Here is a 22,016-nt window from a genome sequence, read left to right on the forward strand (position 1 = left end):
ACCTTCGCGCCGGGCCGGGCCGCGAGACCGGGTACGGCGCCGCTCGCCGCCGCGCCGCCGCTGCGGGTCAGTGACCGGCGGCGCCGAGCGCGGCCATCTCCTCGCCGAGCAGGTCGGCGCTGCAGGCCGTCGCCGCCATCTGACCGGCCGCCAGCGCATTGACCACGGACGCCATCGGCATCGGGAAGACCGAGCGGTGGGCGAGGTCGCCCCCGGCGTACACGCCCGTCACGCTGGTGCGGCCCATGTCGTCGATCTCGACGCAGCCGGACGGCAGCAGCTCGACGCCCAGCTGGGCCGCGAAGGGCGCGGACTGGCGGTAGGTCGGCGCGAGCAGCACGCCCACGGCGTCGATCTCCGAGCCGTCCGACAGCACGACGCGCGCGCCGTCACCCCGGCGCTCGAACCGCTCGACCTTCGCCTCGACGACGGCGGCGCCGAGGGCCGCGAAGATCGTGCGGGCCTCGGGGGCCACCTCGGCGCCGTTCGCGAGCACGGTGATCTCGCCCGCGATGCCGCGCATGAGGCCCACGGCGTGGCTCATCTGCTGGGCCGCGCCGAGCACCACCACGTGGCCGTCGGCGAACTCGTGGCCGTGGCAGAAGGGGCACTGCGCGGCCACGGTGCCCCACAGGTCGGCGAGCCCGGGCACGTCGGGGAGCTCGTCGGTGAGGCCGGTGGCCAGCACGACGCGCTTGGCGCGCACGGTGCTCCCGTCGTCGAGCGTCGCGGTGAACCCGCCGACGACGTCGCCCTCGATGGTCCGGACGGTCGCCTCGCGGACGACGACGTCGTACGCGTCGAGCTGGGCGCGGGCCTGCGCGCGGAACTCGGCCGGCGGCCGGCCGTCGTGGGTCGCGACGTTGTGCATGTGGTCGACCTGGGCGTTCCGGTAGGTGCCGGAGTCGACCAGGGTGGTGCTGCGGTGGATGCGGCCCAGGGTGAGGGCCGCCTGGAGGCCGGCGGGGCCGCCGCCGACGACGAGCGCGTTACGGATCTCGGACATGGTGCTCCTTCTCGGGTCAGGACTTGTGCAGGTCACCAGCGTGTGACTTCATGTGAACATGAAGTCAAGCCCGTGGAGCATCGGAGATGTGGCACGCCGTTTCGACATCGGTACCCACGTGCTGCGGTTCTGGGAGGACGAGGGCCTGCTGGTTCCCGAGCGGGACGGTGCGGGCCGTCGCCGGTACGGCGAGGCCGAGGTCGTGCGGGTGGCCGCCATCGTGCGGAACAAGGCGGCGGGGATGACGCTGGAGCAGATCCGGATCCTGCTCGACAGCGAGGCCGAGGGCCGCCAGGCCGTGCTGCAGGCGCACCTCGACGACATCGCCGAGCGCATGCGGTCGATGGAGCTGTGGCGCGCCATGACGGAGCACGCGCTGCGCTGCCGGGCGCACGACGTGACGAACTGCCCCCGCTACAAGGCGTTCCTCGCCGACCTGCTCGACGACAGCCGGCCGCGCCCCGCGCTGCCGCCCGAGCCCACGGCGGAGGAGATGGCCGCGCTGGGCCACCCGCCCGCGAGCTGACACCGGAGCCGCGGGACCGCCGTACCCCCCCGAGACGACCGCGGACGTCATGCGGACCGGAGGCCGGGGGCCACCGGACGCATGACGTCCGCGGGGTGCTGCAGTGCAGCGGGGGTGGGCAGGTCGTGCCGGTGGTGCGGGCGGTACGGCGCCTACTGGCCGGTGGTCTCGCCCGTCACCGTGTCGCCGCGCAGGCCGAGGCCGTCGGCGGCGGAGCCCACGGACCGCTTGATGAGCGCGTCGAGGTCGAGGCCGGTGGTCGTCCGCAGCATGTTGAGCGTCTCGACCATGTTGGAGGTGACCTGCTTGGGCAGGGCGCCGGCACCGTCGGTCGACACGACGGTGAGCTGGTCGATCGCGCCGATCGGGGCGGCGACCTCCTTGGCGATCTGCGGCAGCACCTCGATGAGCATCTGCAGCACCGCGGCGTCGTTGTAGTGCGCGAACGCCTCGGCGCGCTTGTCCATCGCCTCGGCCTCGGCCTGCCCGACGGCCAGCACCGCGGCCGCCTGGGCCTCGCCCTCGGCGCGGACGGCCTCGGCCTCCGCCGTACGACGGGAGCGCTCGGCCGCACCGCGCCGCTCGCCCTCGATGGCACCGGCCTCCGCGAGCGCGGCACGCCGGGCCTTCTCGGCCTCACCGGAGAGCCGGACCTCCTGCGCCTTGGCCTCGGCGGCCGCGATGGTCGACGCCTTGCGGGCGTCGGCGGCGGCGATCTCGGCGGAGCGGCGGGCCTCGGCGTCCTGCTCGACGCGGTAGCGCTCGGCGTCGGCCGGCTTGCGCACCTTGGTCTCGAGCTCGCGCTCGGTGAGGGCGGCCTGCCGGACGGCGACCTTCTCCTGCTCGAGCAGGATGGCCTGGTCCTGGTCGGCCTGCGCGAGCGGGCCGGCGGCCGCGGCGCGGGCCTGCGCGGCGTCCGTCTCGATCTTGATCTCGGCCTGGCGCAGCGCGAGGGCACGCTGCGAGACCGCGATCTCCTCCTCGGCGGCGATACGCGCCTGCTCGGCGGCTCGGCGGGCGTTCGCCTCGGCGATCGAGGCCTCCTGGCCGATGCGCGCGGCCTCGGGGCGACCGAGGTCCGCCAGGTAGGAGCCGTCGTCGGTCACGTCCTGGATCTGGAACGTGTCGAGGATGAGCCCCTGGCCGGTCAGGGAGTTCTCCGACTCGTCGGCCACGCGCTGCGCGAAGGCCGCGCGGTCGCGGATGATCTGCTCGACGGTCAGGCCGCCGACGATGGAGCGCAGCGCGCCGGCGAGCACCTCCTGGGTGAAGGGCTCGATGTCGCCCTGCTGCGACAGGAACCGCTGGGCCGCCAGCCGGATCTGGTCGGCGTTGCCGCCCACCTTGACGATGGCCACGCCCTCGACGTTGAGCTTGATGCCCTGCCCGGAGACCGCGCCACGGATCTGCACCGAGATGCGCCGCGACGACAGGTCGAGGTTGCCGAGCTTCTGCACGAACGGGATGACGAAGACGCCGCCGCCCATGACCACCTTCTGGCCGGACAGGTCGGTCGTGAGCTCCCCGGTCTCCGGGTTGATCACCGCCTTGCCCTTGCGGCCGGTGACGATGAACGCCTCGTTGGGGCCGGCGACCTTGTAGCGGCTGGTGATGAGCAGCACCAGCAGCACGAGCAGGACGACGAAGCCGATGATCGGGGCCAGGACCGGGTCCATGGTGATGGGCCTTTCGGTGGTGGGCGAGCGGTCACGCGGGGGAGCGGTGGTGCGGGCGGTGCGGGTCGTGCCGGGGGTTCAGGAGAGCTCGTCGTACGTCGCGGCGACGGTGACGGCGGTCGGCGACAGCACGCCGGTGACGTGCACCGCGGTGCCCGCGGGCAGGGCGCGTTCGGCCTGGGCGTTGTAGCGCAGCACGTGGCCGCCGCGGCGGACGGTGATCGCGCCGTACCCGCCCTCGGGGATGGCCGTCACGACGGTGGCGTCCCAGCCGACGGCGTCGCGGGCGCCGGGCGTCGCGTCGGTGCCGCCGGTCTTCACGAGCCGGGTGAGCCACGCGGCGAACCACCCGACGACGAGACCCGCGGCCACCCCGACGAGCGAGGAGGGGAGCTGGCCGAGGCCGGCGGCCTGCGCGATCGCGCCGCCGAAGCCGAGCGCGGAGACGAAGCCACCGAGGGCGGCGGTGGAGAACCAGTCGCCGGCGAGAGCCTCGATGTCGAACAGGTCGCCGAGGACGAGCGAGACCAGGAGGACGACGGCGCCGCACAGCCCGATCACCAGGAACGGCGTCACGGGCGCCTCCTCCAGGTGTCGCGGGCACAGGCTCGATGGGCGGGGCCGCCCCCACCCTCTCACGGCGCGGACCACCGCGCCGCCGATCTCCCGCGTGCGGGGGAAAACCCGTTGGCCGTCCGGCGCCCGGGGCGTAGCCTGGCGAGCACCATGGAGCTCTGACGACGCCCGCGATCGCGCTGCGGCCCCGCCCGCGCGGTCCCTCCCCACCCCGGACGGACGCGTCGTCATGCCTGCCCACTCCTCTTCTTCCTCCGCCGCCGATCTTGCCGGCCTCCCGGACCTCGCCGATCTCACCGCCCCGCTCGCGCCCGTCGTCGCGCACGGCGTCGTGCGCTCCTACCCGGGCCGCGCCGGCGGGCCCGTCCTCGACGGCGTGGACGTCGTGGCCGCGCCCGGCACCCGGCTGGGGCTCATCGGCGAGAACGGCTCCGGCAAGTCGACGCTGCTGCGCGTGCTCGCCGGCCTCGACCGGCCGGACGCCGGCACGGTCCGCGTGCCCGCCGACGTCGTCCACCTCGCCCAGGAGCCCGACCCCCGGGCCGGCTCCGGGGCCGGCACCGTCGGCGACCTGCTCGACGACGCCCTGCGCCCGCTGCACGCGGCGGTCCGGCTCCTCGAGCGGCTCGCGGCCGACCTGGGCGCCGACCTCCCCGCGGGTACGGCGGACGAGGTCGGGGCGGCGTACGACGCCGTGCTGGCCTGGGCGACCCACCACGACGCCTGGGACGCCGAGCGCCGCGTCGAGCTGACCGCCGCCACCCTCGGCGTCGCCGACCTCGACCGCGCCCGCCCCGTCGCGACGCTCTCGGGCGGCCAGCGCACGCGCCTGACGCTGGCCGCCGCGCTCGTGCGCCGCCCCGCCTGCCTGCTGCTCGACGAGCCGACCAACCACCTCGACGCCGAGGCGCTGGAGCTCCTCGAGACGTCGCTGGTCGCGCTGCCGGGCGTGGTCGTCGCGGCCAGCCACGACCGCACCTTCCTCGACCGCGTCTGCACCGACCTGCTCGACCTCGACGCGGGCGTGCTCGGCACCGACGGCCGGGGCGGGCAGCGGTTCGGCGGCGGGTTCGGCGACTACCTGGCCCACCAGGCGGCCGTGCGCCGCCGCTGGGAGGAGACCTGGCAGCGGCAGCAGGACGAGATCGCCGACCTGCGCGCCCGCACCCGCGTCGACCTCGGCAGCATCGCGCCGGGTCGCGGACCCACCGACAACGACAAGTTCATCCACGCCTTCAAGGGGGCGAAGGTCGAGCGCACCCGGGCCCGGCGCGTCCACGACGCCGAGCGCCGGCTCGAGGTCGCCGAGCGCGAGGCGCTCCCGAAGCCGCCGCGGCCGCTGCGGTTCGCCGTACCCCTCACGGGGGGCGCGCCCGACGGCGGCGCCGGGGCGGGTACGCCGGGCAGCGGCGCCGCGGTCGCCGTGCGGGACCTGCGGGTCGACGGGGAAGAGCCTGGCCGCCCCCGCCTCGTCCTCGACCGGCTCGACGTCGTCGCCGGAGAGCACCTGCTCGTCACCGGCCCGAACGGGTCGGGCAAGACGACGCTGCTCGACGTGCTGGCCGGCCGGCTGACCCCGGACGCGGGCCGGGTCGACGTCCAGGCCCGCCGCGTGCGGCTCGTCGCGCAGGACCCCGACGTCGGGGCGCCGGAGCGCACCACGCGGGCGGCGTACCGCGACCTCGTCGGCGCCGCGACGGCCGAGCGGGTGCCCCTGCGCTCGCTGGGGCTGCTGCACCCCCGCGACCTCGGCACTCCGGTCGGCGCCCTCAGCGTGGGCCAGCGGCGCCGGCTGACCCTGGCGGTCGCGGTGGCCGCCGCCCCCGACCTGCTGCTCCTCGACGAGCCGACGAACCACCTCTCGCTGCGGCTCGCCGGGGAGCTGGAGGAGGCGGTCGGCGTCGCCCCGGGGACCGTCGTCGTCACCTCGCACGACCGGTGGCTGCGCGCCCGGTGGTCCGGGCGGCAGGTGGCGCTCGCCGCGCCGTACCCGGCCACCGGGGCGGGGCGCTGAGGTCGACACCCTCCCGTCACGCGGGCGTGGCAGGCTGGGAGCCATGTCGACCGCGCACCCCCAGGGCACCCCCGGACCGCCCACGACGGTCATCCTCTTCGGCGCCACCGGCGACCTGTCGCGCCGCAAGCTGCTGCCCGGCCTGCTGCACCTGCGGCGCACCGGCCTGCTGCCCCACGTGCAGATCGTGGGCACGTCGCTGGACCCCCACACCCGCGAGACGTTCGTGGAGTTCGCGCACGACGCGATCCGCGAGTTCGCCTCCGACGTCACCGAGGGGGAGTGGGACGACTTCGCCAAGCGGCTCTACTGGGCCCCGGGGGGTACGGCGGACTCGCTGCGGGCCGCGGTCGCGGAGGCCGAGTCGGAGTGCGTCGAGCCGCAGCACCGGCTGCACTACCTGTCGGTGCCGCCCAAGGCGGCGATGGCGGTCATCCACACCCTCGCCGAGGCGCAGCTGGTGGAGCGCTCGCGCGTGGTGATGGAGAAGCCGTTCGGCGTCGACCTCGAGAGCGCGAAGGCCCTCAACGCCGCGGTGCACGAGGTGTTCGAGGAGTCGCAGGTCTTCCGCATCGACCACTTCCTCGGCAAGGAGGCGGCGCTCAACATCCTGGCGTTCCGCTTCGCCAACGGCCTCTTCGAGCCGGTGTGGAACCGCAACATGATCGACCACGTGCAGATCGACGTGCCCGAGCGGCTCGGTCTGGAGCAGCGGGCGTCGTTCTACGAGGCCACCGGCGCCTACCGCGACATGGTCGTGACCCACCTCTTCCAGGTGCTCGCCTTCACCGCGATGGAGGCGCCGACCGCGCTCGACCCGCAGTCGATCACGGAGGAGAAGGGCAAGGTCTTCCGCTCGATGCTGCCCATCCACCCCGAGGACGTGGTGCGGGGGCAGTACCTGGGCTACCGCGACGAGCCCGGCGTCGACCCCGAGTCGGAGACCGAGACGTTCATCGCGCTGCGCTGCTACGTCGACAACTGGCGGTGGGCCGGCGTGCCGTTCTACCTGCGCACCGGCAAGAAGCTCGCCGAGGGCCAGCGGATCATCTCGGTCGCGTTCAAGGAGCCGCCCAAGTCGATGTTCCCCGAGGGCTCGGGCATCGGGCAGCACGGCCCCGACCACCTGACCTTCGACCTCGCCGACCAGGCCAAGGTCAGCCTGTCGTTCTACGGCAAGCGGCCCGGCCCGGGGTTCCGCCTCGACAAGGTGTCGATGCAGTTCTCGGTCGAGGACACGAACTGGGCGGGCTCGGTGCTCGAGGCCTACGAGCGGCTCATCCTCGAGGCGACGAAGGGCAACCACACGCTCTTCACCACCGCCGAGGGCGTCGAGCGGCTCTGGGAGATCTCGCAGCCCCTCATCGACTCCCCGCCGCCGGTGCGGCCCTACGAGCCGGGCACGTGGGGGCCGAACCAGATCCACCAGCTCATCGCCCCGCGCGCCTGGCGCCTGCCGTTCGAGCGCAAGTGGCGGGAGAAGCACGCCGAGCACGACGCGGACTGACGCGCCGGCGGCAGTCCGGTCAGGGCATGCGCAGGACGCCGAGCCCCTTGTAGAGGTCGACGCGCTCGAGCGTGCTGCCCGGCGCGGAGGCCTGCCAGCGCTCGCCGGTGACGCGCTCGTCGTCGCGGTCGTAGTCGTCCATCAGCACGATCGCGCCGGGCGCGAGGCGGTCGCGCAGCACGGGGAACGCCGGGTAGCGGGCCTCGCGACCGCCGGAGCCGGGCGGGCCGTCGACGATGAGCAGGTCGATGGGGGGCAGGTCGCCGAGGGCGTCCACGTCGTACCACTGCGGCTCGTGCTCGGGCACCGGCGAGGGGGCCAGCGGGGCGATGCGCACCTCGGCCACGTCGTCGACGCCGTTCTCCGACAGCGTGCGGCGGGTCTGCTCGCCGTAGAACGCCTCGTGGTCGATCGAGATGATGCGGGTCGGCAGGCCGTACTGCTGCACGGTCAGGGCCATGAGCAGCGTCGAGGAGCCCGAACCGCACTCGACGACGACCGCCGGGCGCTCCTCGCGCAGCAGGTGGACGAGGAAGAGCAGCAGGTCGGGCGAGGCCGCGAAGCCGCTGAGGCCGGGCAGCGGGCGCTCGATGCGCACCGCGGCGAACAGCTGGAGCAGCGCCTGGGTCTGGCGCACGTCGCCGATCGACTCGACGAGCAGGAGGCGCTCGATCTCGTTGCGCAGGCCGTCGCGGTTGCGGTCGGAGACCGTCGTCGTCGTGCGGGTGGCCTCGGCGATCTCGCCCGCGACGTGGCCGGCGAGCCGGTCGGTGCTGCGCTCGACGGTGCGGTGCAGGCCGTCGGTGCGGGTGCGGACCAGCTCGGCGAGCTCGGCGGTGCGGGCCGCCTCGAGCTCGTCGGAGCGGGCGTGCTGGGCGTGGAGCAGCCGGCTGGTGCCGATGGCGGCCAGCCCCGCCAGGGTGGCGGCCAGCAGGACGAGACCGGCGAGGAGGCCGAGCACCCAGGCGCCGTCGAGGTCGACGAGCAGGCCCGCGAGCACCGGCAGGCCGACGAGCGCCACGAGCGCGACCAGGCCGAGGAGGGGGCGCGTGGGCCCGGACGACGGCAGCACCTGCCGCAGGACGGAGCGCGACGTACTCATGCGGGAACCTCCCGGTCGGGGTGCGCGCGGGAGGTTCGCGCACCGGTCCGGGCCCGAGGCTATCCAGGTGCGGCCTCGCAGGCGGGCAGCGACCCTCGGGCCGACCCTCAGGCCAGGCCGCGGATCGGGCGTGCGGGCGGGCGGCGGCCGGCGATGCTCCACGCCATGTCGACGACCTGCCGGGTCTCGGGCACCTCGTGGACGCGGTAGATCCGGGCGCCCGCCTGCGCGCAGATGGCGGTGGCCGCCAGGGTGCCGAGCAGCCGCTCGCCGACGGGGCGGTCGAGGGTCTCGCCGACGAAGTCCTTGTTGCTGAGGCTCACCAGCACGGGCCAGCCGGTGGCGACCATCTCGCCGAGGCGCCGGGTGACCTCGAGGGAGTGGAAGGTGTTCTTGCCGAAGTCGTGGGCGGGGTCGATGACGATGGACTCGCGGGCCACGCCGGCGGCGAGCGCGCGCTCGGCGTACGCCGTGGTGTCGGCGATCGCGGCGGCGACCACGTCGTCGTACGCGACACGGAACGGGCGCGTGCGCGGCGTGATGCCGCCGGTGTGGGTGCAGATGATCGCGGCGCCGTGCTCGGCGGCGGCGTCGACGAGCTCCGGGTCGGCCCCGCCCCACGCGTCGTTGAGCACGTCGGCGCCCTCGGCGCACACGGCACGTCCGACCGAGGCGCGCCAGGTGTCGACGGAGATGACGAGGTCGGGGTACGCCGAGCGCACCCGCGCGACGAACGACACGACGCGGCGGCGCTCCTCCGTCTCGTCGACCTCGACGCCCGGGGCGGCCTTGATGCCGCCGATGTCGACGATCTCCGCACCCTCGTCCACGACCTGCGCGACGCGGTCGAACGCCCGGTCCTCCGCCCACGTGGCGCCGCGGTCGTAGAAGGAGTCGGGCGTGCGGTTGACGATCGCCATGACGAGGGTGGCGTCGTCGGCGAAGGAGTGGCGGCCCAGGCGCAGCGTCACGGGCGGGCCCCCGGGGTCGGGTCCACGACCGAGGAGTACGGCGGGCGCTCGCCCACCGTGACCGCCCGCAGCGTGGCGTGGGCCCCGCCGTCGGACTGGTCGAACTGACGCAGGGCGACGGTGTCGACGCCGCCGACGGGGGCGACGCGCCGGGCGGCGGCGGCGAGGATCTGGGTGGCCATCGCGCCGAGGTCCGCGAGCGCCTGGTGGCGGTGCGAGCGACGGCCGAGGTCGACCTGCGCGATCGCGTCGAGGCCGCGGGCCCGGAGCGTGTCGACGAGGGCGGCGAGCTCGACGGCGTACCCCGTCGGCACCGACAGCGACCCGAACAGCTCGCGACGCACCGCCCACTCACCGGCGAGGGGCTGCACGAGGCCGGCCAGCTCGGGGAACGCCAGCGCGATGAGGGGCCGGGCGACGAGCTCGGTGACGCGGCCCCCGTCGTACGGGCCGCCGCCCTCCACGTCGAGCGGGCGCGCGTAGAACCCCTTGACCAGCGCGACCGTCGGGTCCGTCAGCAGCGGCCCCAGCAGGCCGGGCACGAAGTGGGTGTCCCACGCGCGCAGGTCGGCGTCCATGAAGACCAGCACGTCGCCGCGGGTGACGAAGAGCGACTTCCACATCGCCTCGCCCTTCCCGGGCGCCCAGCCGAGGTCGGGGCGGATGTCGGCGGCGCGGTGCACCACGGCGCCCGCGTCGGCGGCCACCGCGGCCGTGTCGTCGCTCGAGTCGGAGTCGATGACCACCACCTCGTCGAGCAGGGAGACGGTCTCGACGAGCCGCTCGCGCACGCGGCTGACGACGTCGCCGACGGTGGCGGCCTCGTTGCGGGCCGGTACGACGAGGCTCACCGTCGCGCCTGACGCGCGGCGGGCCTCGAGGAGGGCGTCGAGCGTCCACGCGTCCCAGCGGTGGGTGCGCCGACGCGACCACGCGGCGGTGGCGTCCTCGGGCAGCGCGGTCACGCCCGTCAGCCTAGACAGGGGCGGGTGGGTACCGGTGGTCTCTGCGAGTTCGTCCGCGCCGGGGCCCGAGGCGCCGTAGGGTTCGCAAGGTCTGCCCCTCCTGCCGATCGGACCCCGTGACCACTCCGCCCGCCCCGTCCCGCCGCGCCGTCCTCCGCGCGACCGCCTGGACGGCCCCCGCCGTCGTCGTCGTCAACGCGGCGCCCGCCTTCGCGGCCTCGGTCGCCGGCGACGTCACCGCGATCTTCACGCCGACCCGCCAGATCGACGGTGTGCTGCTCTCCGGACTGGTGACGAACAGCGCGTCGAGCGACCTGCTCGTCACCGCCTCGTTCGACGTCGCCGTCGACCCGGCCAGCCCCGACACGGTCCTCAACGGCTCGTACAACGACCTGAACGGTTGGACGCTGACCTACTTCAACTGGGTCGACGGCACCGGCCAGAAGGCGGCGCGGTGGGCCGGGAGCCGGGTCATCGCCGCCGGTGCGGGGGCGCCCCTGCCGGACATCACGATGCATCTCGCGTCGTCGGCGTTCGGCACCAGCACCCTGACGCTCACGGCGCCCGCCCCGGCCGTCGTGACCAACCCCCCGGCCGTCCCGTTCGGGCCCTCCGGCGTGCAGGCCCGCCGCGCCGCGCCGCAGCCCTCCCCGACGTGGGGGACCGGGGCGTCGCAGGGCTGAGCCGCCGGGGGCGGGCGGCGGCGACGTCGACCGCTCCCTGGCTAGCCTGGCCGCATGTCCACGCCCGTGCGCCGGCCCGACGCGGCCGAGCCCGTGCGCGACGCCGCCGTCCTGGTGGGCGGGTTCGTCGCGCTGCTGTGGCTGCTCGAGATCGTCGACACCGTGCTCGGCAACCGTCTCGACGCCTACGGGGTGCAGCCCCGCAGCGACGAAGGGCTCGTGGGCGTCGCGACAGCGCCGCTGCTGCACCTCGGCTTCGGGCACCTGGTCTCCAACACCCTGCCGCTGCTCGTGCTCGGCTTCGTGATCGCCCTGTCCGGCATCGGCCGCGCCCTCGCCGTCGCGGCGATCGTCTGGGTCGTGGGCGGTCTCGGCACCTGGCTCGTCGCACCGGCGGCGACCAACCACATCGGCGCCTCGGTGCTCGTCTTCGGCTTCATCACCTACTTGGTGGCGCGCGGCTTCTTCAGCCGCAGCCCCGGGCAGGTGGCCATCGGCGTCGTCGTGCTCCTCGTGTACGGCGGCGCGCTGTGGGGCGTGCTGCCCGGCCAGCCCGGCATCTCGTGGCAGGGCCATCTCTTCGGTGCGCTCGGTGGCGTGGTCGCCGCAGCGCTGCTGGCTCCTCGACGTACCGCCCGTGCTCCTCGACGTACCCCGGAGGTCCGATGACCAAGTTCACCGTCACCCACGAGGCGACCGAGGTGCTGCCGGTCGAGCGGCAGCGCATCTGGGACGTGCTCACCGACCCCCACCAGCTCGCGTCGCTGACGCCGATGCTGACGGGCATCGAGCCGCACGGCGAGGCGGGGGAGCACTGGCGCTGGAAGATGACGAAGGTGCCCGCCCTGAGCCTCGCCGTCGCGCCGGAGTTCACGGAGCGCATGACGTTCACCGAGCTGGAGCGCATCGAGTTCCGCCACGATCCGCCGGCCGGGGCGAAGGAGGACGCGGGCGCGGAGGGCTGGTACTCCCTCGAGGACGCCTCCACCGCCGACGGCCCCGCCACCCACCTCGCCATCAGCCTCGCCATCACGGTCGACCTGCCGCTGCCGCGCGTGTCCGCGCCCGCCGTGAAGGCCGCGATGAAGGGCGTCGTGGGGACCATGGGCAACGGGTTCGCCGGCAACCTCGAGAAGCACCTCGGGATCCGCTGAGGCCGCGGCAACCCCCTCGAGCCCCCGGTACGACGAACGCGGCGCCGACGGTGAGCTCACCGTCGGCGCCGCGTGGCGTCGTACCGATCCCGCCCGGGGGCGGGGCCCCGGTCAGTCGGGGATGTAGTCGAACGTGTCGGGATTCGGGCCGGTGCGGCCCTCCTCGCCCTTGTCGAGGCCCGTGATGCGGTCCACCTCGTCGGAGGTGAGGGAGAAGTCGAACAGGTCGAAGTTCTCCTTCACGCGCTCGGGCGTGACCGACTTCGGGAAGATGATGTCGCCGCGCTCGACGTGCCAGCGGAGGGTGACCTGGGCGGGGGTCTTGCCGTACTTCTCGGCGAGCTCGACGAGCACCGGGTCGTCGAGGACGGCGCCCTGGGCGATCGGGGACCAGGCCTCGACGGCGATGCCGAGGTCGAGGCTGGCCGCGCGGGCCGCCTCGTTGGTCAGGTAGGGGTGCACCTCGATCTGGTTGACCGCGGGCACGACGCCGGTCTCGTCGGTGATGCGCTTCAGGTGCTCGGGCTGGAAGTTCGAGACACCGATCGCGGCGGCGCGGCCGTCGCTCGCGAGGTCGGCCAGCGCGCGCCAGGTCGAGACGTAGTCGCCGTCGTAGCGCGTCGGCAGCGGCCAGTGGATGAGGAAGAGGTCGACCGTGTCGAGGCCGAGGTCCGCGAGCGACTGGTCGAAGGAGCGCTTGGCGTCGTCGGGGCGGTGGAAGCCGTTGTTGAGCTTGGTCGTGATGAAGAGCTCGTCGCGGGGGATGCCCGAGGCCTTGATGGCCTGGCCGACCCCGCGCTCGTTGCCGTACATCTGCGCCGTGTCGATGTGGCGGTAGCCGACCTCGAACGCGGTGCTCACCGCACGCTCCGTCTCCTCCGGCGGCACCTGGTAGACGCCGAAGCCGAGCTGCGGGATGGAGGTCCCGTTGTTGAGGCTGACGGTGGGGATGTTCGTGGAAGCCATACCGAGCACAGTGCGTCCGCGGCCCAGAACATTCCCGGGCCGGGCTCGCCCGTCCCTGAAACACCGATGTCACCGTCGTGAAAAACCCGTGCCGGAAGGTGGGCGCTCCGACCCGCCGTACCGATCCGTGGAGGCCCCCGTGCCCGTCGTCCCCCGCACCCGCTCCGTGCGTCCCGCCCGCCTCGCGGCGGCCGCCGCCGCCCTGCTCGTCGCCGCCGGCGGCCTCACCGCCTGCACCTCGACGGGGGGTGGCGACGACGGGGAGGTCACCACCGTGACGGTCGGCACGCTGCGTGGGCAGCCGCACTTCTACGCGCCGTTCCTCTACGACGACCACGCGACGGGCGACATCGAGTACGAGGTCGTCACCCTCGACACGGCCCCGGCGCTCAACGACGCCCTGCTCTCGGGCACCGTCGACATGGCGGTCGGGTCCATCACCGCCACCATCGCGGGCGCCGCGCAGGGGCGCGAGGTCAAGGTCGTCGCGGCGGCCTCGGACGGCGGTAGCGGCTTCGTCGGCGACGAGTCGGTGCAGACGATGGAGGACCTGGTCGGCAAGCGGGTGGGCTACCTCGAGTCGAGCTCGCAGTACGTCGTGCTCCAGCTGATGCTCGAGGAGGCCGGCATCGACATCGAGGAGCTGGAGCTCGTCTCGCTCTCGGCGCCCGAGTTCTTCAACGCCTTCGACACCGACCAGATCGACGCGTTCCTGGCGCCCGAGATCGGGGTGTCGCTGGCGCTGGCGGCGGGCGGCCACGAGATCGCGTCGCCGTACGAGACCGAGATCGGGCGCGTCAACATCGGTCTGCTCGCCAGCCAGGAGTTCATCGACTCCCAGCCCGACGCGGTGCAGGAGGTCGTCGACACCCACGCGGCCACGACGGACTACATGCTCGCGAACCAGGACGAGTGGCTGCCCGAGATGGTCGAGGAGTACGGCGGTGACGAGGCCGTCTTCGCGACCGCTCTCGAGAACTTCTGGCTGCGCTCCGACCTCTCCCCGTCGTACGAGGAGCAGATCGGCAACCTCATCACCCAGATGGCGCGCCTCGGCATGATCAGCAGCGAGCCCGCGGTCGAGGAAGTCGTCGACACCACCTACGCGTCGCGCGACGAGCCGGAGGACGCGTGAGCGCGACCGCCTCCCTCCGGGCGCGGCGCGTGGGGCGGCGTGCGGGCCACGCCGCCCTCGGCGTCGGCTTCATCGCCCTGCTGCTCCTGCTGTGGGACCTCGGGGTGCGCGGCGAGTGGGTGCTGCTCTTCGACATCAAGATGGGCTTCCTGCCGCCGCCGGTGGAGGTCGCGAGGCTGATGTGGGACTTCGCCTTCGGCGGGGTGTACGACGACGCCTACTCCGGCACGCTGTGGAGCCACCTCGGCGCCAGCGCGTTCCGGGTGCTGGCCGGGTTCGCCCTCGCAGCCGCCCTCGCCATCCCGATCGGCGTGCTGATGGGGCGCTCGGAGCTCGTGCGGGCCACGCTCGACCCGGCGGTCAACCTGTTCCGGCCGATCCCGGCCACGGCGTGGGTGCCGCTGGTGCTGCTCATCATCGGGTTCGGCAGCCAGGCGACGATCTTCCTCATCGTGCTGTCGGCGTTCTTCCCGATCCTGCTCAACACGATCACCGCGACACGGGAGGTGTCGCCGCGGCTCGTCGAGGCGGCGCGGATGCTCGGCACGACGCGGCTCGGGGTGCTGCTGAAGGTGGTCGTGCCCGCCGCGACGCCCGGCATCGTGTCGGGCCTGCGGATCGGGCTGGGGCTCGGCTGGGTGATCCTCGTCCTCGGGGAGGCCAACGGCATCGACACGGGCCTCGGCTCGATGATCATGATCGCCCGCGAGCAGGTGCGCACCGACCGGGTGGTGGTCGGGATGATCGTCATCGGCATCGCCGGCTACCTCTCCGACCGCGTGCTCGTGCTCGGCCTCAAGGGACTGTTCGGACGACGCCCGCTGGTGCGGGCATGAGGGGGGACCAGGCCGTGACGGCAGGTACGACGACGCGCGCCGCCGCCGCGGGGGCGGCCGGGACCACCCGCCGTACCCGGGAGCCCGACGAGGGCGGCCGGATCGTGCTGCGGGGCGTCGGCAAGCAGTACGCGACCCGGCGCGGGCCCGTCGACGCCGTCGCGGGGGTCGACCTCGAGGTGACGCCCGGCGAGTTCGTCGCGGTCGTCGGCGCCAGCGGCTGCGGCAAGTCGACGGTGCTGCGGATCCTCGCCGGGTTCGAGCAGCACACGAGCGGCGTGGTGGAGGTCGGCGGCGGGCCCGTGCGGGGGCCGGGGCCGGACCGCGGCGTGGTGTTCCAGGACTACGGGCTCTTCCCCTGGCTGACGGTCGCGGAGAACGTGCGCTGGGGGCCGCGGCAGCAGCGCGTGTCACGCGCCCGGGCGCGGGCGCGGGCCGCGGAGTACATCGAGGTGGTGGGCCTGACGCGGTTCGCCGACCGCTACCCCGGCGAGCTGTCCGGCGGCATGCAGCAGCGCGTCGCCATCGCCCGCGTCCTGGCCAACGACCCGGCCGTGCTGCTGATGGACGAGCCGTTCGGCGCGCTCGACGCCCTCACCCGCACGACCATGCAGCACGAGCTCGGGCGCCTGCGCGCCGCCTCCGGCGCGACCGTGCTGTTCGTGACGCACTCGATCGAGGAGGCCGTGTACCTCGCCGACCGCGTCGTCGTCATGGCCGGCGGCGCCTCCCACGGGGTCCCGGGCCACATCGCGGAGGTCGTGCCCGTCGAGCTCGGCCCCGAGCGCGACGTCAACGCGCCCGACTTCAACGCCGTGGAGAAGCGCATCGCCGCGCTGGTGCACGGGGGCTGAGGGGCGGCCGTCACCTGGGCGTGTGGTTTCGAGGGGTGCTGGCGCACCCGCCTCGACCACCGGGTGCTCGCGCTAGCGGTCCGGTGGTCGAGGTGCTCGCGCTGTGCCGGTGGTTGAGGTGGCCGCGCTGGCGGCCCTCGAAACCACTGTCGCTCTCCACGCGGGGGTTAGGGGGGTGCTGGGGCGGCCCCCCCCACCCCCCGGGGTGGGCTACCCACCTCAACCACCGGGAGTGGGCTACCCACCTCGACCACCGGCGGTGCTAGCGCACCCGCCTCGACCACCGAGGTGACCCCGGAGCGGGCGGTCAGGGCAGGGCGGAGTCCTGGAACGCGCGCTCGGACCGGCTGGTCTCGCGCCCGTCCACGGCGACGACGCGGTTGAGGACCGTGAACGTCCCGGCGGACACCGTGGTGTCCTCGCCCGCGATGCACTCGCCGGGGATCGTGACCGCCACGACGTCGTGGACCCGCGACCAGGCCACAGCGCCGTCGACGTCGCACTGGCCCACCGACCACGGCTCGCTCGGGTCGTGCACGTTCGTCGACCGCACCCGGAACCCGGTGCCGGTCCGGTCGGGATCCAGGGAGACCAGGGTGTCGCCGTAGCTCGCGGCAATGAGCTGCTGCCCCACGTCGAGCGTGAGGCGCTGGCCGCTGCGCGTCGTACGGCGGGCGTAGGCGAACACCTGCTCCACCGCCACCTCGACGAGCACGTCGTCGCCCTGCGCCCGGGCGCGGACCCAGGCGATGTCCGACGCGGTCGGCGGCGCGGCCGGCGCGAACGACGGACCGTACGAGCTCGGGTACCGCTCGACGTCCCCTCGGGGATCGTCGATCTGGACCGGCAGACCGGCCGGCGCCGCGTGCGCCGTACCCGGCACCGTCGACAGCACCGCCACCACGGTGGCCACGACGACCCCTCTGAGACCCCGCACGCCCGAACCCCCCGCTCGACGACCGTTCCTGCCGAGAACGTAGTGGACGCCGCCGGGACGCTCTCAGGTTTCCGCAGGACCGGCGGTCGCCTGTGTGGTTCGCGTCACGTTCGAACCCGCCGGCGGCTAGGGTCCGATCGCATGGTGGGGGACCAGGTGGGGCAGCGCTGTCCGTCGTGCGGTGCGGAGCTGGCGGAGGGCTTCTCGCCCGGGCCGAAGGGGCGGGTGGGCGCGCGCTGCGGTCGCTGCCAGGCGCTGGAGCGCCACCGCTTCCTGGCGCTGCTGCTGCGGGCCCTCGGCCCGTTCGTCGCTGACGCCGAGCTGGTGCTCGACGAGGCCCCGAGCCGCCACACGACGCGGGTGCTCGCCGACCTGGGCGCGCGGCGCGTGGTGGGGATGGACTTCGACCCGGCCGCCGACGGGCGCGACGTGACCGTGCAGGGGAGCCTCACGCAGGTGCCGCTCGCCACCGGGTCGGTGGACCTGCTGATCTGCTACCACGTGCTGGAGCACGTGCCAAACGACGCGGCCGCGATGGCGGAGATCCGCCGGGTGCTCGCCGACGACGGGATCGGTCTCGTGCAGGTGCCGCTGCCGCCCGACGACGTGCCGACCGACGAGGACCCCGACGCCGACGCCGAGACGCGCATCGCCCGGTTCGGCCAGGCCGACCACGTGCGGCTCTATGGCTGGGACGTGGAGGACCGCCTGCGGGCCGCCGGTCTCGACGTGGTGCTGCTGCGGTGCTCCGACCTCGTGCCGGCCGCGACCCGCGAGCGGCACGGGCTGGTGGCCGACGAGGTCACGTGGCTCGTGCGCCCGGCGCCCGGTGCGCAGGGTCGGCTCCTGCGGGTGGGCGACCTCGGGATCACGCGGCTCGACCTGCTCGGTCGCGCCGACCTGGCCGAGCCCGCCCATGTCCGGGCCGCGCGGGAGCGCGCGCTGCACCAGCGCGTCGCGGGCGCCGAGGCCGCCACCGAGCGGTGGCGCACCGAGGCCGGGTCGGAGCGGTCGGGGCGGGAGGCGGAACGGGTACGACGGGAGGCCGCGGAGGCCGAGACCCGCGCGTGGCGCGCCCGGGCCGAGCGGGCCGAGCGCTCGCTCGACCGGTTACGCAGCAGGCTGCCGGTGCGCGCCGCCGTACGGGTGCGACGTGCCGCGCGGTCGGTGGCGGGGAGGCTCGGGGGGCAGTCCTAGGACTCGCGGCTCGGAAGCGTCGCGCGGCCGTGGGGCGAGGCTCAGCCGCGGCCGCTCGCGTACGCGTCGATCTCGCCCAGCACCCGGGCCTTCGTCCCCTCGTCGGCGAAGGACGCACGGACGGCGGCGCGGGCGAGCTCGGCGGTGCCGGCCTCGTCGAGCCCCAGGATCTCGGCGGCGATCCCGTACTCGCGGTTGAGCGTCGTGCCGAACATCGGCGGGTCGTCGGAGTTGATGGTGACCGTGACCCCCGCGTCGCGGAAGGCCCGTAGCGGGTGGAGGTCGAGGGAGGGGACGGCCCGGGTCGCCACGTTCGACGACGGGCACACCTCGAGCGGGACGCCCGTGGCGGCCAGGTGCGCCAGCAGCGCGGGGTCCTGGGCCGAGGAGGTGCCGTGCCCGATGCGCTCGGCGCCCAGCAGCCGCAGCGCGTCCCACACGGTCTCGGGCCCGGTGGTCTCGCCGGCGTGGGGGACGCTGTGCAGGCCCGCCGCGCGGGTGGCGTCGAAGTGGGGCTGGAACTGCGGCCGGGGCACCCCGATCTCCGGGCCGCCGAGCCCGAAGGCGACGAGGGCGTCCGGGCCGTGGTCGAGGGCGAACCCGAGGGTCGCGTCCGCCGCGGGCAGGCCCGCCTCGCCGGGGATGTCGTAGATCCAGCGCAGCACCAGCCCGAAGTCCCGCTCCGCCGCGACGCGGGCGTCCTCGAGCGCCTCCGTGTAGGCCTCGATCGGCATGCCGACGCCCTCGTCGTGGGGGCGCACCGAGGTGTACGGCGTGCACGTCAGCTCGGCGTAGCGCAGGTTCTGGCCCCCCGCCATTTCGCGGGCGATCTCGTAGGTGAGGTAGCGGATGTCCTCGGGCGTGCGCACCAGCGCCACGACGGCGAGGTAGACCTCGATGAAGTGGGCGAAGTCGCGGAACTCGAAGAACTTCGCGAGCTCGGCGGCGTCGCTGGGCACGGTGCCCGGGTGGCGCTCGGCCAGCTCGGCCACGATGCGGGGCGAGGCGGAGCCGATGTGGTGGACGTGGAGCTCGGCCTTGGGCAGGCCGGCGATGAAGTCGTGCACGGAGATCCTTCCGGTGGGGCTAGCGGTCGGACGACGGGGACGGGAGCAGCGGGAACCAGGTCGTCGCCACGTCCTGGATGGCGCCGGGGTCGATCCCGCAGCGGGCCCTCAGCACGGTCTGGACGTAGGCCTCGTCGACCTCGGGCCACGACGGCTCCTCGGGCAGCGACGTCCCGCGGCGGTGCATCCCGTCGTCGGGATCGGCCGTGATCTCCCGGTCGATGCCGTCGCCGACGACGCGGAGGGAGTAGACCCCGACCGAGTCCCACACGGTGGCGAACAGCGCCTCGGTCCCGAGCCTCCTCACCAGGCGGGTGTCGACACCGCGGGGCAGCTTCATGGGCGCAGCGAGCACGACCACCGCGCTCTCCGCCGCGCCGTCGACCTGCGCCACGGTGACGCCGGACGGTCCCGCCCACGGCTCCACGGCCTGGTCGCCGACGGTCAGGACGCCGCCGAGCGCCTGCCCGAGCTCCGCCAGGGACGTCCGGCGGAGGACCGCGATGTCGTAACGAGAACCCATGGTCGAGATCGTCGCACCTGCCGCAGGCGTGGGGGGAGACACGCGGGGGTAGTGACCTCGACCGGATCGCGCGTCACGGGGACGTCGACGCGCCACGCTGAGGGGGATGAGGATGGCGAAGAAGCGCACCACCTTGCCGAAGGACTTCGGCAGGGGGGACGTGTACACGGTCGCGGAGCTCGAGGAGATCTTCGCGAAGGTCGAGGTGACCGCCGTGGGGCGTGACTACAACAAGGAGTCGGCCCTGATGAGCAACAGGCTCGACGCCGACGGGGTCCGGTGGCTGCTCGAGCGCGGTGCCGACGCGAACGCCGTCGACCGCTTCGGCAACACCGCGCTGACGCACCACGTCAGGTGGAGGAACCAGATCGGCGTCGTTGAGGTGCTCCTCGAGCACGGTGCCGACCCCGACGTCACCGGACACTCCTCGCCTCTGACCGCCGCGGCCGAGCACCTGAACACCCCGGGCCTGCACCTGCTGCTCGACCACGGCGCCGACCCCCTGCTCACCTACGGGCGCCGCGGCGACACGGCGCTCGACCGTGCGATGACACGGCTGCACGACTACCAGGCAGCGGCAGCCATCGAGGTCGCCCGGGTGCTCGTCGACCGCGGCGCGCGCGTCTCGGGCGAGACCCCGAAGTACCTCCGCCAGACGATGTCGGCCGTGCACCGGAGGATCGCGGACGGCAAGGGCGGGGAGGAGATGCTGGCCGCCCTGCACGAGCTGTTCGAACTGCTGGGCGTGGAGCCCTCGGTGCCCCCGCGTGTGCTCGAGCCGGGCGAGCCGATCACGGTGACGACCGAGGGGTGGAAGGCCCAGTTCTCGGAGCTGTGGAAGATGCTCGTGCCCGCCGGCGGCGCCGCGGACAGCGTCCAGGGGGAGGTCGTGCGGATCGCCGGCCGCGTGGGCAACGAGATCCTCGGCAACGGCGGCGGCAACTGGGACCGGGACTACGACCGGATGCTGCAGGCGTACGCCGCGCACGTGCGCACCGGCTCGCCGCTCGACGACGCCGACCTCCGCGACGCGGACGAGGCCGTGGCACGCCTCGAGGGTGGAGCCTTCGACGAGCCCGCCGTCGACGTCCTCACCGAGCTCGCCGTGACCTGGGTGCTGCGCAACCCCGACCGCGTCGACCTGCCGGAGCCGCCGTACCGACGGTGAGTCCAGCGACCGGCCCGCCGCTCAGCCCAGCACCTCCGCGACGGCGACGCTCGTCATGCCGTGTGCCGCGGCGACCGCGGCGTTCGTGACGGCGCCGGCGTGGGTCGACAGCCCGTGGGCGAGGGCGGGGTCGGCGGCGCAGGCGTCGCGCCAGCCCTGGTCGGCGACGGCGAGCGCGTAGGGCACCGTCACGTTCGTCAGGGCGTACGTCGAGGTGTGCGGCACCGCTCCAGGCATGTTCGCCACGCAGTAGAAGGTCGCGTCGTGCACGCGGTACGTCGGGTCGGCATGGGTCGTCGCGTGCGAGTCCTCGAAGCAGCCGCCCTGGTCGACCGAGATGTCGACGAGCACCGCGCCGGGCCGCATGCGGGCGACGGTGTCGTTGGAGACGAGGGTGGGGGCCTTCGCGCCCGGCACCAGCACGGCGCCGATCACCAGGTCCGCCTCGAGCACCGCCTCGGTGAGCGCCAGCGTCGAGGAGGCGACGGTCTGCACCTGCCCGCCGAACGCCCGGTCCGCCGCACGCAGCGCGGTCACGCTCTTGTCGAGCAGCAGCACCCGCGCCCCGAGGCCGAGCGCGACGCGCGCCGCGCTCATCCCGGCGACACCGGCGCCGACGACGACGACGTTGGCGGCGTACGTTCCCGGCACCCCGCCCATCAGCACGCCGCGGCCGCCCAGCACGCCGGCCCCGGCCCGCATGAGGTGGTAGGCGCCGGCCTGCGGCGCGAGGCGCCCCGCCACCTCCGACATGGGGGCCAGCAGCGGCAGCGCCCCGTCCGCGGTCTGCACCGTCTCGTAGGCCAGCGCCGTCACCTCGCGCGCGACCAGCTCCTCGGTCAGGGCCTTGTCGGCGGCGAGGTGCAGGTAGGTGAAGAGCTGCAGGCCGGGCCGCAGGCGGTGGTACTCCTCCGCCACCGGCTCCTTCACCTTCAGCACGAGGTCGGCGTCGCCCCACACGTCGTCGGCGGCGTCGACGAGCCGGGCGCCGGCCGCGGCGTACGCCTCGTCGGGCAGCGCCGACCCGAGGCCCGCCCCGGACTGCACGAGCACCTCGTGGCCGTGGGCGACGAGTTCGGTGGCTCCGGCAGGGGTGAGGGCGACGCGGTACTCGTGGTTCTTGACCTCGGTGGGGACGCCGATGCGCATGGTT

The 22,016-nt window shown here is 74.3% G+C and carries 22 protein-coding genes; 11 read left to right on the forward strand and 11 right to left on the reverse strand.

Translation table 11 applies throughout. The annotated features are described in order from the left end of the window. Nucleotides 1–67 precede the first annotated feature (67 nt). Entirely contained in the window at nt 68–1,006 is a 939-nt protein-coding gene (locus INN71_RS09390; protein ID WP_277499479.1) for an NAD(P)/FAD-dependent oxidoreductase, read from the reverse strand. Nucleotides 1,007–1,094: 88 nt separating this feature from the next. Here INN71_RS09390 and INN71_RS09395 point away from each other — a divergent pair, with 88 nt between their 5' ends. Further along, nucleotides 1,095–1,532, forward strand: a complete 438-nt coding sequence (locus INN71_RS09395; protein WP_277499480.1) for a MerR family transcriptional regulator — start codon at nt 1,095–1,097, stop codon at nt 1,530–1,532. Between the two features lie 152 nt (nt 1,533–1,684). On the opposite strand, the gene INN71_RS09400 is transcribed toward INN71_RS09395, so the two are convergent. Both INN71_RS09400 and INN71_RS09405 read right to left on the reverse strand, forming a co-directional pair. Continuing rightward, complete coding sequence (locus tag INN71_RS09400; protein WP_277499482.1) at nt 1,685–3,208, reverse strand: flotillin family protein; 1,524 nt, start codon at nt 3,206–3,208, stop codon at nt 1,685–1,687. 78 nt (nt 3,209–3,286) lie between these two features. Further along, a complete protein-coding gene (locus INN71_RS09405; RefSeq protein ID WP_277499483.1) occupies nt 3,287–3,784 on the reverse strand; it encodes an NfeD family protein in 498 nt (165 codons plus the stop codon). A 229-nt stretch (nt 3,785–4,013) separates the two neighbouring features. On the opposite strand from INN71_RS09405, the gene INN71_RS09410 reads away from it, so the two are divergent. Beyond that, nucleotides 4,014–5,798, forward strand: a complete 1,785-nt coding sequence (locus INN71_RS09410; RefSeq protein WP_277499484.1) for an ABC-F family ATP-binding cassette domain-containing protein — start codon at nt 4,014–4,016, stop codon at nt 5,796–5,798. Between the two features lie 43 nt (nt 5,799–5,841). Further along, nucleotides 5,842–7,305, forward strand: coding sequence for a glucose-6-phosphate dehydrogenase (gene zwf / locus INN71_RS09415; protein WP_277499485.1), 1,464 nt, complete (start codon nt 5,842–5,844; stop codon nt 7,303–7,305). Between the two features lie 19 nt (nt 7,306–7,324). On the opposite strand, the gene INN71_RS09420 is transcribed toward zwf, so the two are convergent. The 3 genes from INN71_RS09420 to INN71_RS09430 all read right to left on the reverse strand — a co-directional run bounded on the left by INN71_RS09420 (nt 7,325) and on the right by INN71_RS09430 (nt 10,343). Next, nucleotides 7,325–8,407 carry a class I SAM-dependent methyltransferase gene (locus tag INN71_RS09420; RefSeq protein WP_277499486.1) on the reverse strand — a complete coding sequence of 361 codons (1,083 nt, stop codon included), beginning with the start codon at nt 8,405–8,407 and terminating at the stop codon, nt 7,325–7,327. 107 nt (nt 8,408–8,514) lie between these two features. Next, nucleotides 8,515–9,378, reverse strand: coding sequence for a dihydropteroate synthase (gene folP, locus INN71_RS09425; protein WP_277499487.1), 864 nt, complete (start codon nt 9,376–9,378; stop codon nt 8,515–8,517). Then, nucleotides 9,375–10,343, reverse strand: coding sequence for a glucosyl-3-phosphoglycerate synthase (locus tag INN71_RS09430; protein WP_277499488.1), 969 nt, complete (start codon nt 10,341–10,343; stop codon nt 9,375–9,377). The genes folP and INN71_RS09430 overlap by 4 nt, the downstream gene beginning before the upstream one ends. A 116-nt stretch (nt 10,344–10,459) precedes the next feature. Here INN71_RS09430 and INN71_RS09435 point away from each other — a divergent pair, with 116 nt between their 5' ends. Genes INN71_RS09435 through INN71_RS09445 form a run of 3 tightly spaced genes read left to right on the forward strand, consistent with a single transcriptional unit; the run spans nt 10,460 to nt 12,180 of the window. Next, complete coding sequence (locus tag INN71_RS09435; protein WP_277499489.1) at nt 10,460–11,026, forward strand: hypothetical protein; 567 nt, start codon at nt 10,460–10,462, stop codon at nt 11,024–11,026. A gap of 54 nt (nt 11,027–11,080) precedes the next feature. After that, nucleotides 11,081–11,695, forward strand: a complete 615-nt coding sequence (locus INN71_RS09440) for a rhomboid family intramembrane serine protease (protein ID WP_277499490.1) — start codon at nt 11,081–11,083, stop codon at nt 11,693–11,695. Further along, a complete protein-coding gene (locus tag INN71_RS09445) occupies nt 11,692–12,180 on the forward strand; it encodes a hypothetical protein (RefSeq protein ID WP_277499491.1) in 489 nt (162 codons plus the stop codon). Before INN71_RS09440 ends, INN71_RS09445 begins: the two co-directional genes overlap by 4 nt. Before the next feature lie 111 nt (nt 12,181–12,291). On the opposite strand, the gene INN71_RS09450 is transcribed toward INN71_RS09445, so the two are convergent. Further along, entirely contained in the window at nt 12,292–13,146 is an 855-nt protein-coding gene (locus INN71_RS09450) for an aldo/keto reductase (protein ID WP_277499492.1), read from the reverse strand. A 139-nt stretch (nt 13,147–13,285) separates the two neighbouring features. On the opposite strand from INN71_RS09450, the gene INN71_RS09455 reads away from it, so the two are divergent. From INN71_RS09455 to INN71_RS09465, 3 genes are read left to right on the forward strand one after another with little or no spacing between them, the layout of a single operon-like run. Continuing rightward, nucleotides 13,286–14,281 carry an ABC transporter substrate-binding protein gene (locus INN71_RS09455; RefSeq protein ID WP_277499494.1) on the forward strand — a complete coding sequence of 332 codons (996 nt, stop codon included), beginning with the start codon at nt 13,286–13,288 and terminating at the stop codon, nt 14,279–14,281. Further along, nucleotides 14,278–15,117 carry an ABC transporter permease gene (locus INN71_RS09460; RefSeq protein WP_277499495.1) on the forward strand — a complete coding sequence of 280 codons (840 nt, stop codon included), beginning with the start codon at nt 14,278–14,280 and terminating at the stop codon, nt 15,115–15,117. The genes INN71_RS09455 and INN71_RS09460 overlap by 4 nt, the downstream gene beginning before the upstream one ends. Continuing rightward, nucleotides 15,114–15,971: an ABC transporter ATP-binding protein gene (locus tag INN71_RS09465; protein ID WP_277499497.1), complete on the forward strand. Its 858-nt coding sequence runs from the start codon at nt 15,114–15,116 to the stop codon at nt 15,969–15,971. Before INN71_RS09460 ends, INN71_RS09465 begins: the two co-directional genes overlap by 4 nt. Before the next feature lie 307 nt (nt 15,972–16,278). Here the strand turns inward: INN71_RS09465 and INN71_RS09470 are convergent, their stop codons facing one another. Continuing rightward, complete coding sequence (locus INN71_RS09470) at nt 16,279–16,884, reverse strand: hypothetical protein (protein ID WP_277499498.1); 606 nt, start codon at nt 16,882–16,884, stop codon at nt 16,279–16,281. Nucleotides 16,885–17,049: 165 nt separating this feature from the next. Between INN71_RS09470 and INN71_RS09475 the strand changes: the two genes are divergently transcribed. Then, complete coding sequence (locus INN71_RS09475) at nt 17,050–18,105, forward strand: bifunctional 2-polyprenyl-6-hydroxyphenol methylase/3-demethylubiquinol 3-O-methyltransferase UbiG (RefSeq protein WP_277499499.1); 1,056 nt, start codon at nt 17,050–17,052, stop codon at nt 18,103–18,105. Between the two features lie 41 nt (nt 18,106–18,146). On the opposite strand, the gene INN71_RS09480 is transcribed toward INN71_RS09475, so the two are convergent. Both INN71_RS09480 and INN71_RS09485 read right to left on the reverse strand, forming a co-directional pair. Continuing rightward, nucleotides 18,147–19,172, reverse strand: coding sequence for an adenosine deaminase (locus INN71_RS09480; RefSeq protein ID WP_277499500.1), 1,026 nt, complete (start codon nt 19,170–19,172; stop codon nt 18,147–18,149). Nucleotides 19,173–19,191: 19 nt separating this feature from the next. Continuing rightward, the gene (locus tag INN71_RS09485) at nt 19,192–19,695 is read right to left on the reverse strand and encodes a hypothetical protein (protein WP_277499501.1); all 504 of its coding nucleotides are present in this window, start codon (nt 19,693–19,695) and stop codon (nt 19,192–19,194) included. Between the two features lie 106 nt (nt 19,696–19,801). Between INN71_RS09485 and INN71_RS09490 the strand changes: the two genes are divergently transcribed. Then, nucleotides 19,802–20,863, forward strand: a complete 1,062-nt coding sequence (locus tag INN71_RS09490; RefSeq protein ID WP_277499502.1) for an ankyrin repeat domain-containing protein — start codon at nt 19,802–19,804, stop codon at nt 20,861–20,863. Between the two features lie 21 nt (nt 20,864–20,884). On the opposite strand, the gene ald is transcribed toward INN71_RS09490, so the two are convergent. Further along, a complete protein-coding gene (gene ald / locus INN71_RS09495; protein WP_277499503.1) occupies nt 20,885–22,012 on the reverse strand; it encodes an alanine dehydrogenase in 1,128 nt (375 codons plus the stop codon). Nucleotides 22,013–22,016: the final 4 nt, after the last annotated feature.

The organism is Nocardioides sp. ChNu-153 (assembly GCF_030466625.1).
Classification (GTDB): domain Bacteria; phylum Actinomycetota; class Actinomycetes; order Propionibacteriales; family Nocardioidaceae; genus Nocardioides.

Coding starts and splice junctions, on each gene's coding strand:
- INN71_RS09390 (WP_277499479.1), bottom strand. CDS start 1,006: ATGTCCGAGATCCGTAACGCGCTCGTCGTCGGCGGCGGCCCCGCCGGC.
- INN71_RS09400 (WP_277499482.1), bottom strand. CDS start 3,208: ATGGACCCGGTCCTGGCCCCGATCATCGGCTTCGTCGTCCTGCTCGTG.
- INN71_RS09410 (WP_277499484.1), top strand. CDS start 4,014: ATGCCTGCCCACTCCTCTTCTTCCTCCGCCGCCGATCTTGCCGGCCTC.
- zwf (WP_277499485.1), top strand. CDS start 5,842: ATGTCGACCGCGCACCCCCAGGGCACCCCCGGACCGCCCACGACGGTC.
- INN71_RS09420 (WP_277499486.1), bottom strand. CDS start 8,407: ATGAGTACGTCGCGCTCCGTCCTGCGGCAGGTGCTGCCGTCGTCCGGG.
- INN71_RS09440 (WP_277499490.1), top strand. CDS start 11,081: ATGTCCACGCCCGTGCGCCGGCCCGACGCGGCCGAGCCCGTGCGCGAC.
- INN71_RS09445 (WP_277499491.1), top strand. CDS start 11,692: ATGACCAAGTTCACCGTCACCCACGAGGCGACCGAGGTGCTGCCGGTC.
- INN71_RS09450 (WP_277499492.1), bottom strand. CDS start 13,146: ATGGCTTCCACGAACATCCCCACCGTCAGCCTCAACAACGGGACCTCC.
- INN71_RS09465 (WP_277499497.1), top strand. CDS start 15,114: ATGAGGGGGGACCAGGCCGTGACGGCAGGTACGACGACGCGCGCCGCC.
- INN71_RS09475 (WP_277499499.1), top strand. CDS start 17,050: ATGGTGGGGGACCAGGTGGGGCAGCGCTGTCCGTCGTGCGGTGCGGAG.
- INN71_RS09485 (WP_277499501.1), bottom strand. CDS start 19,695: ATGGGTTCTCGTTACGACATCGCGGTCCTCCGCCGGACGTCCCTGGCG.
- INN71_RS09490 (WP_277499502.1), top strand. CDS start 19,802: ATGAGGATGGCGAAGAAGCGCACCACCTTGCCGAAGGACTTCGGCAGG.
- ald (WP_277499503.1), bottom strand. CDS start 22,012: ATGCGCATCGGCGTCCCCACCGAGGTCAAGAACCACGAGTACCGCGTC.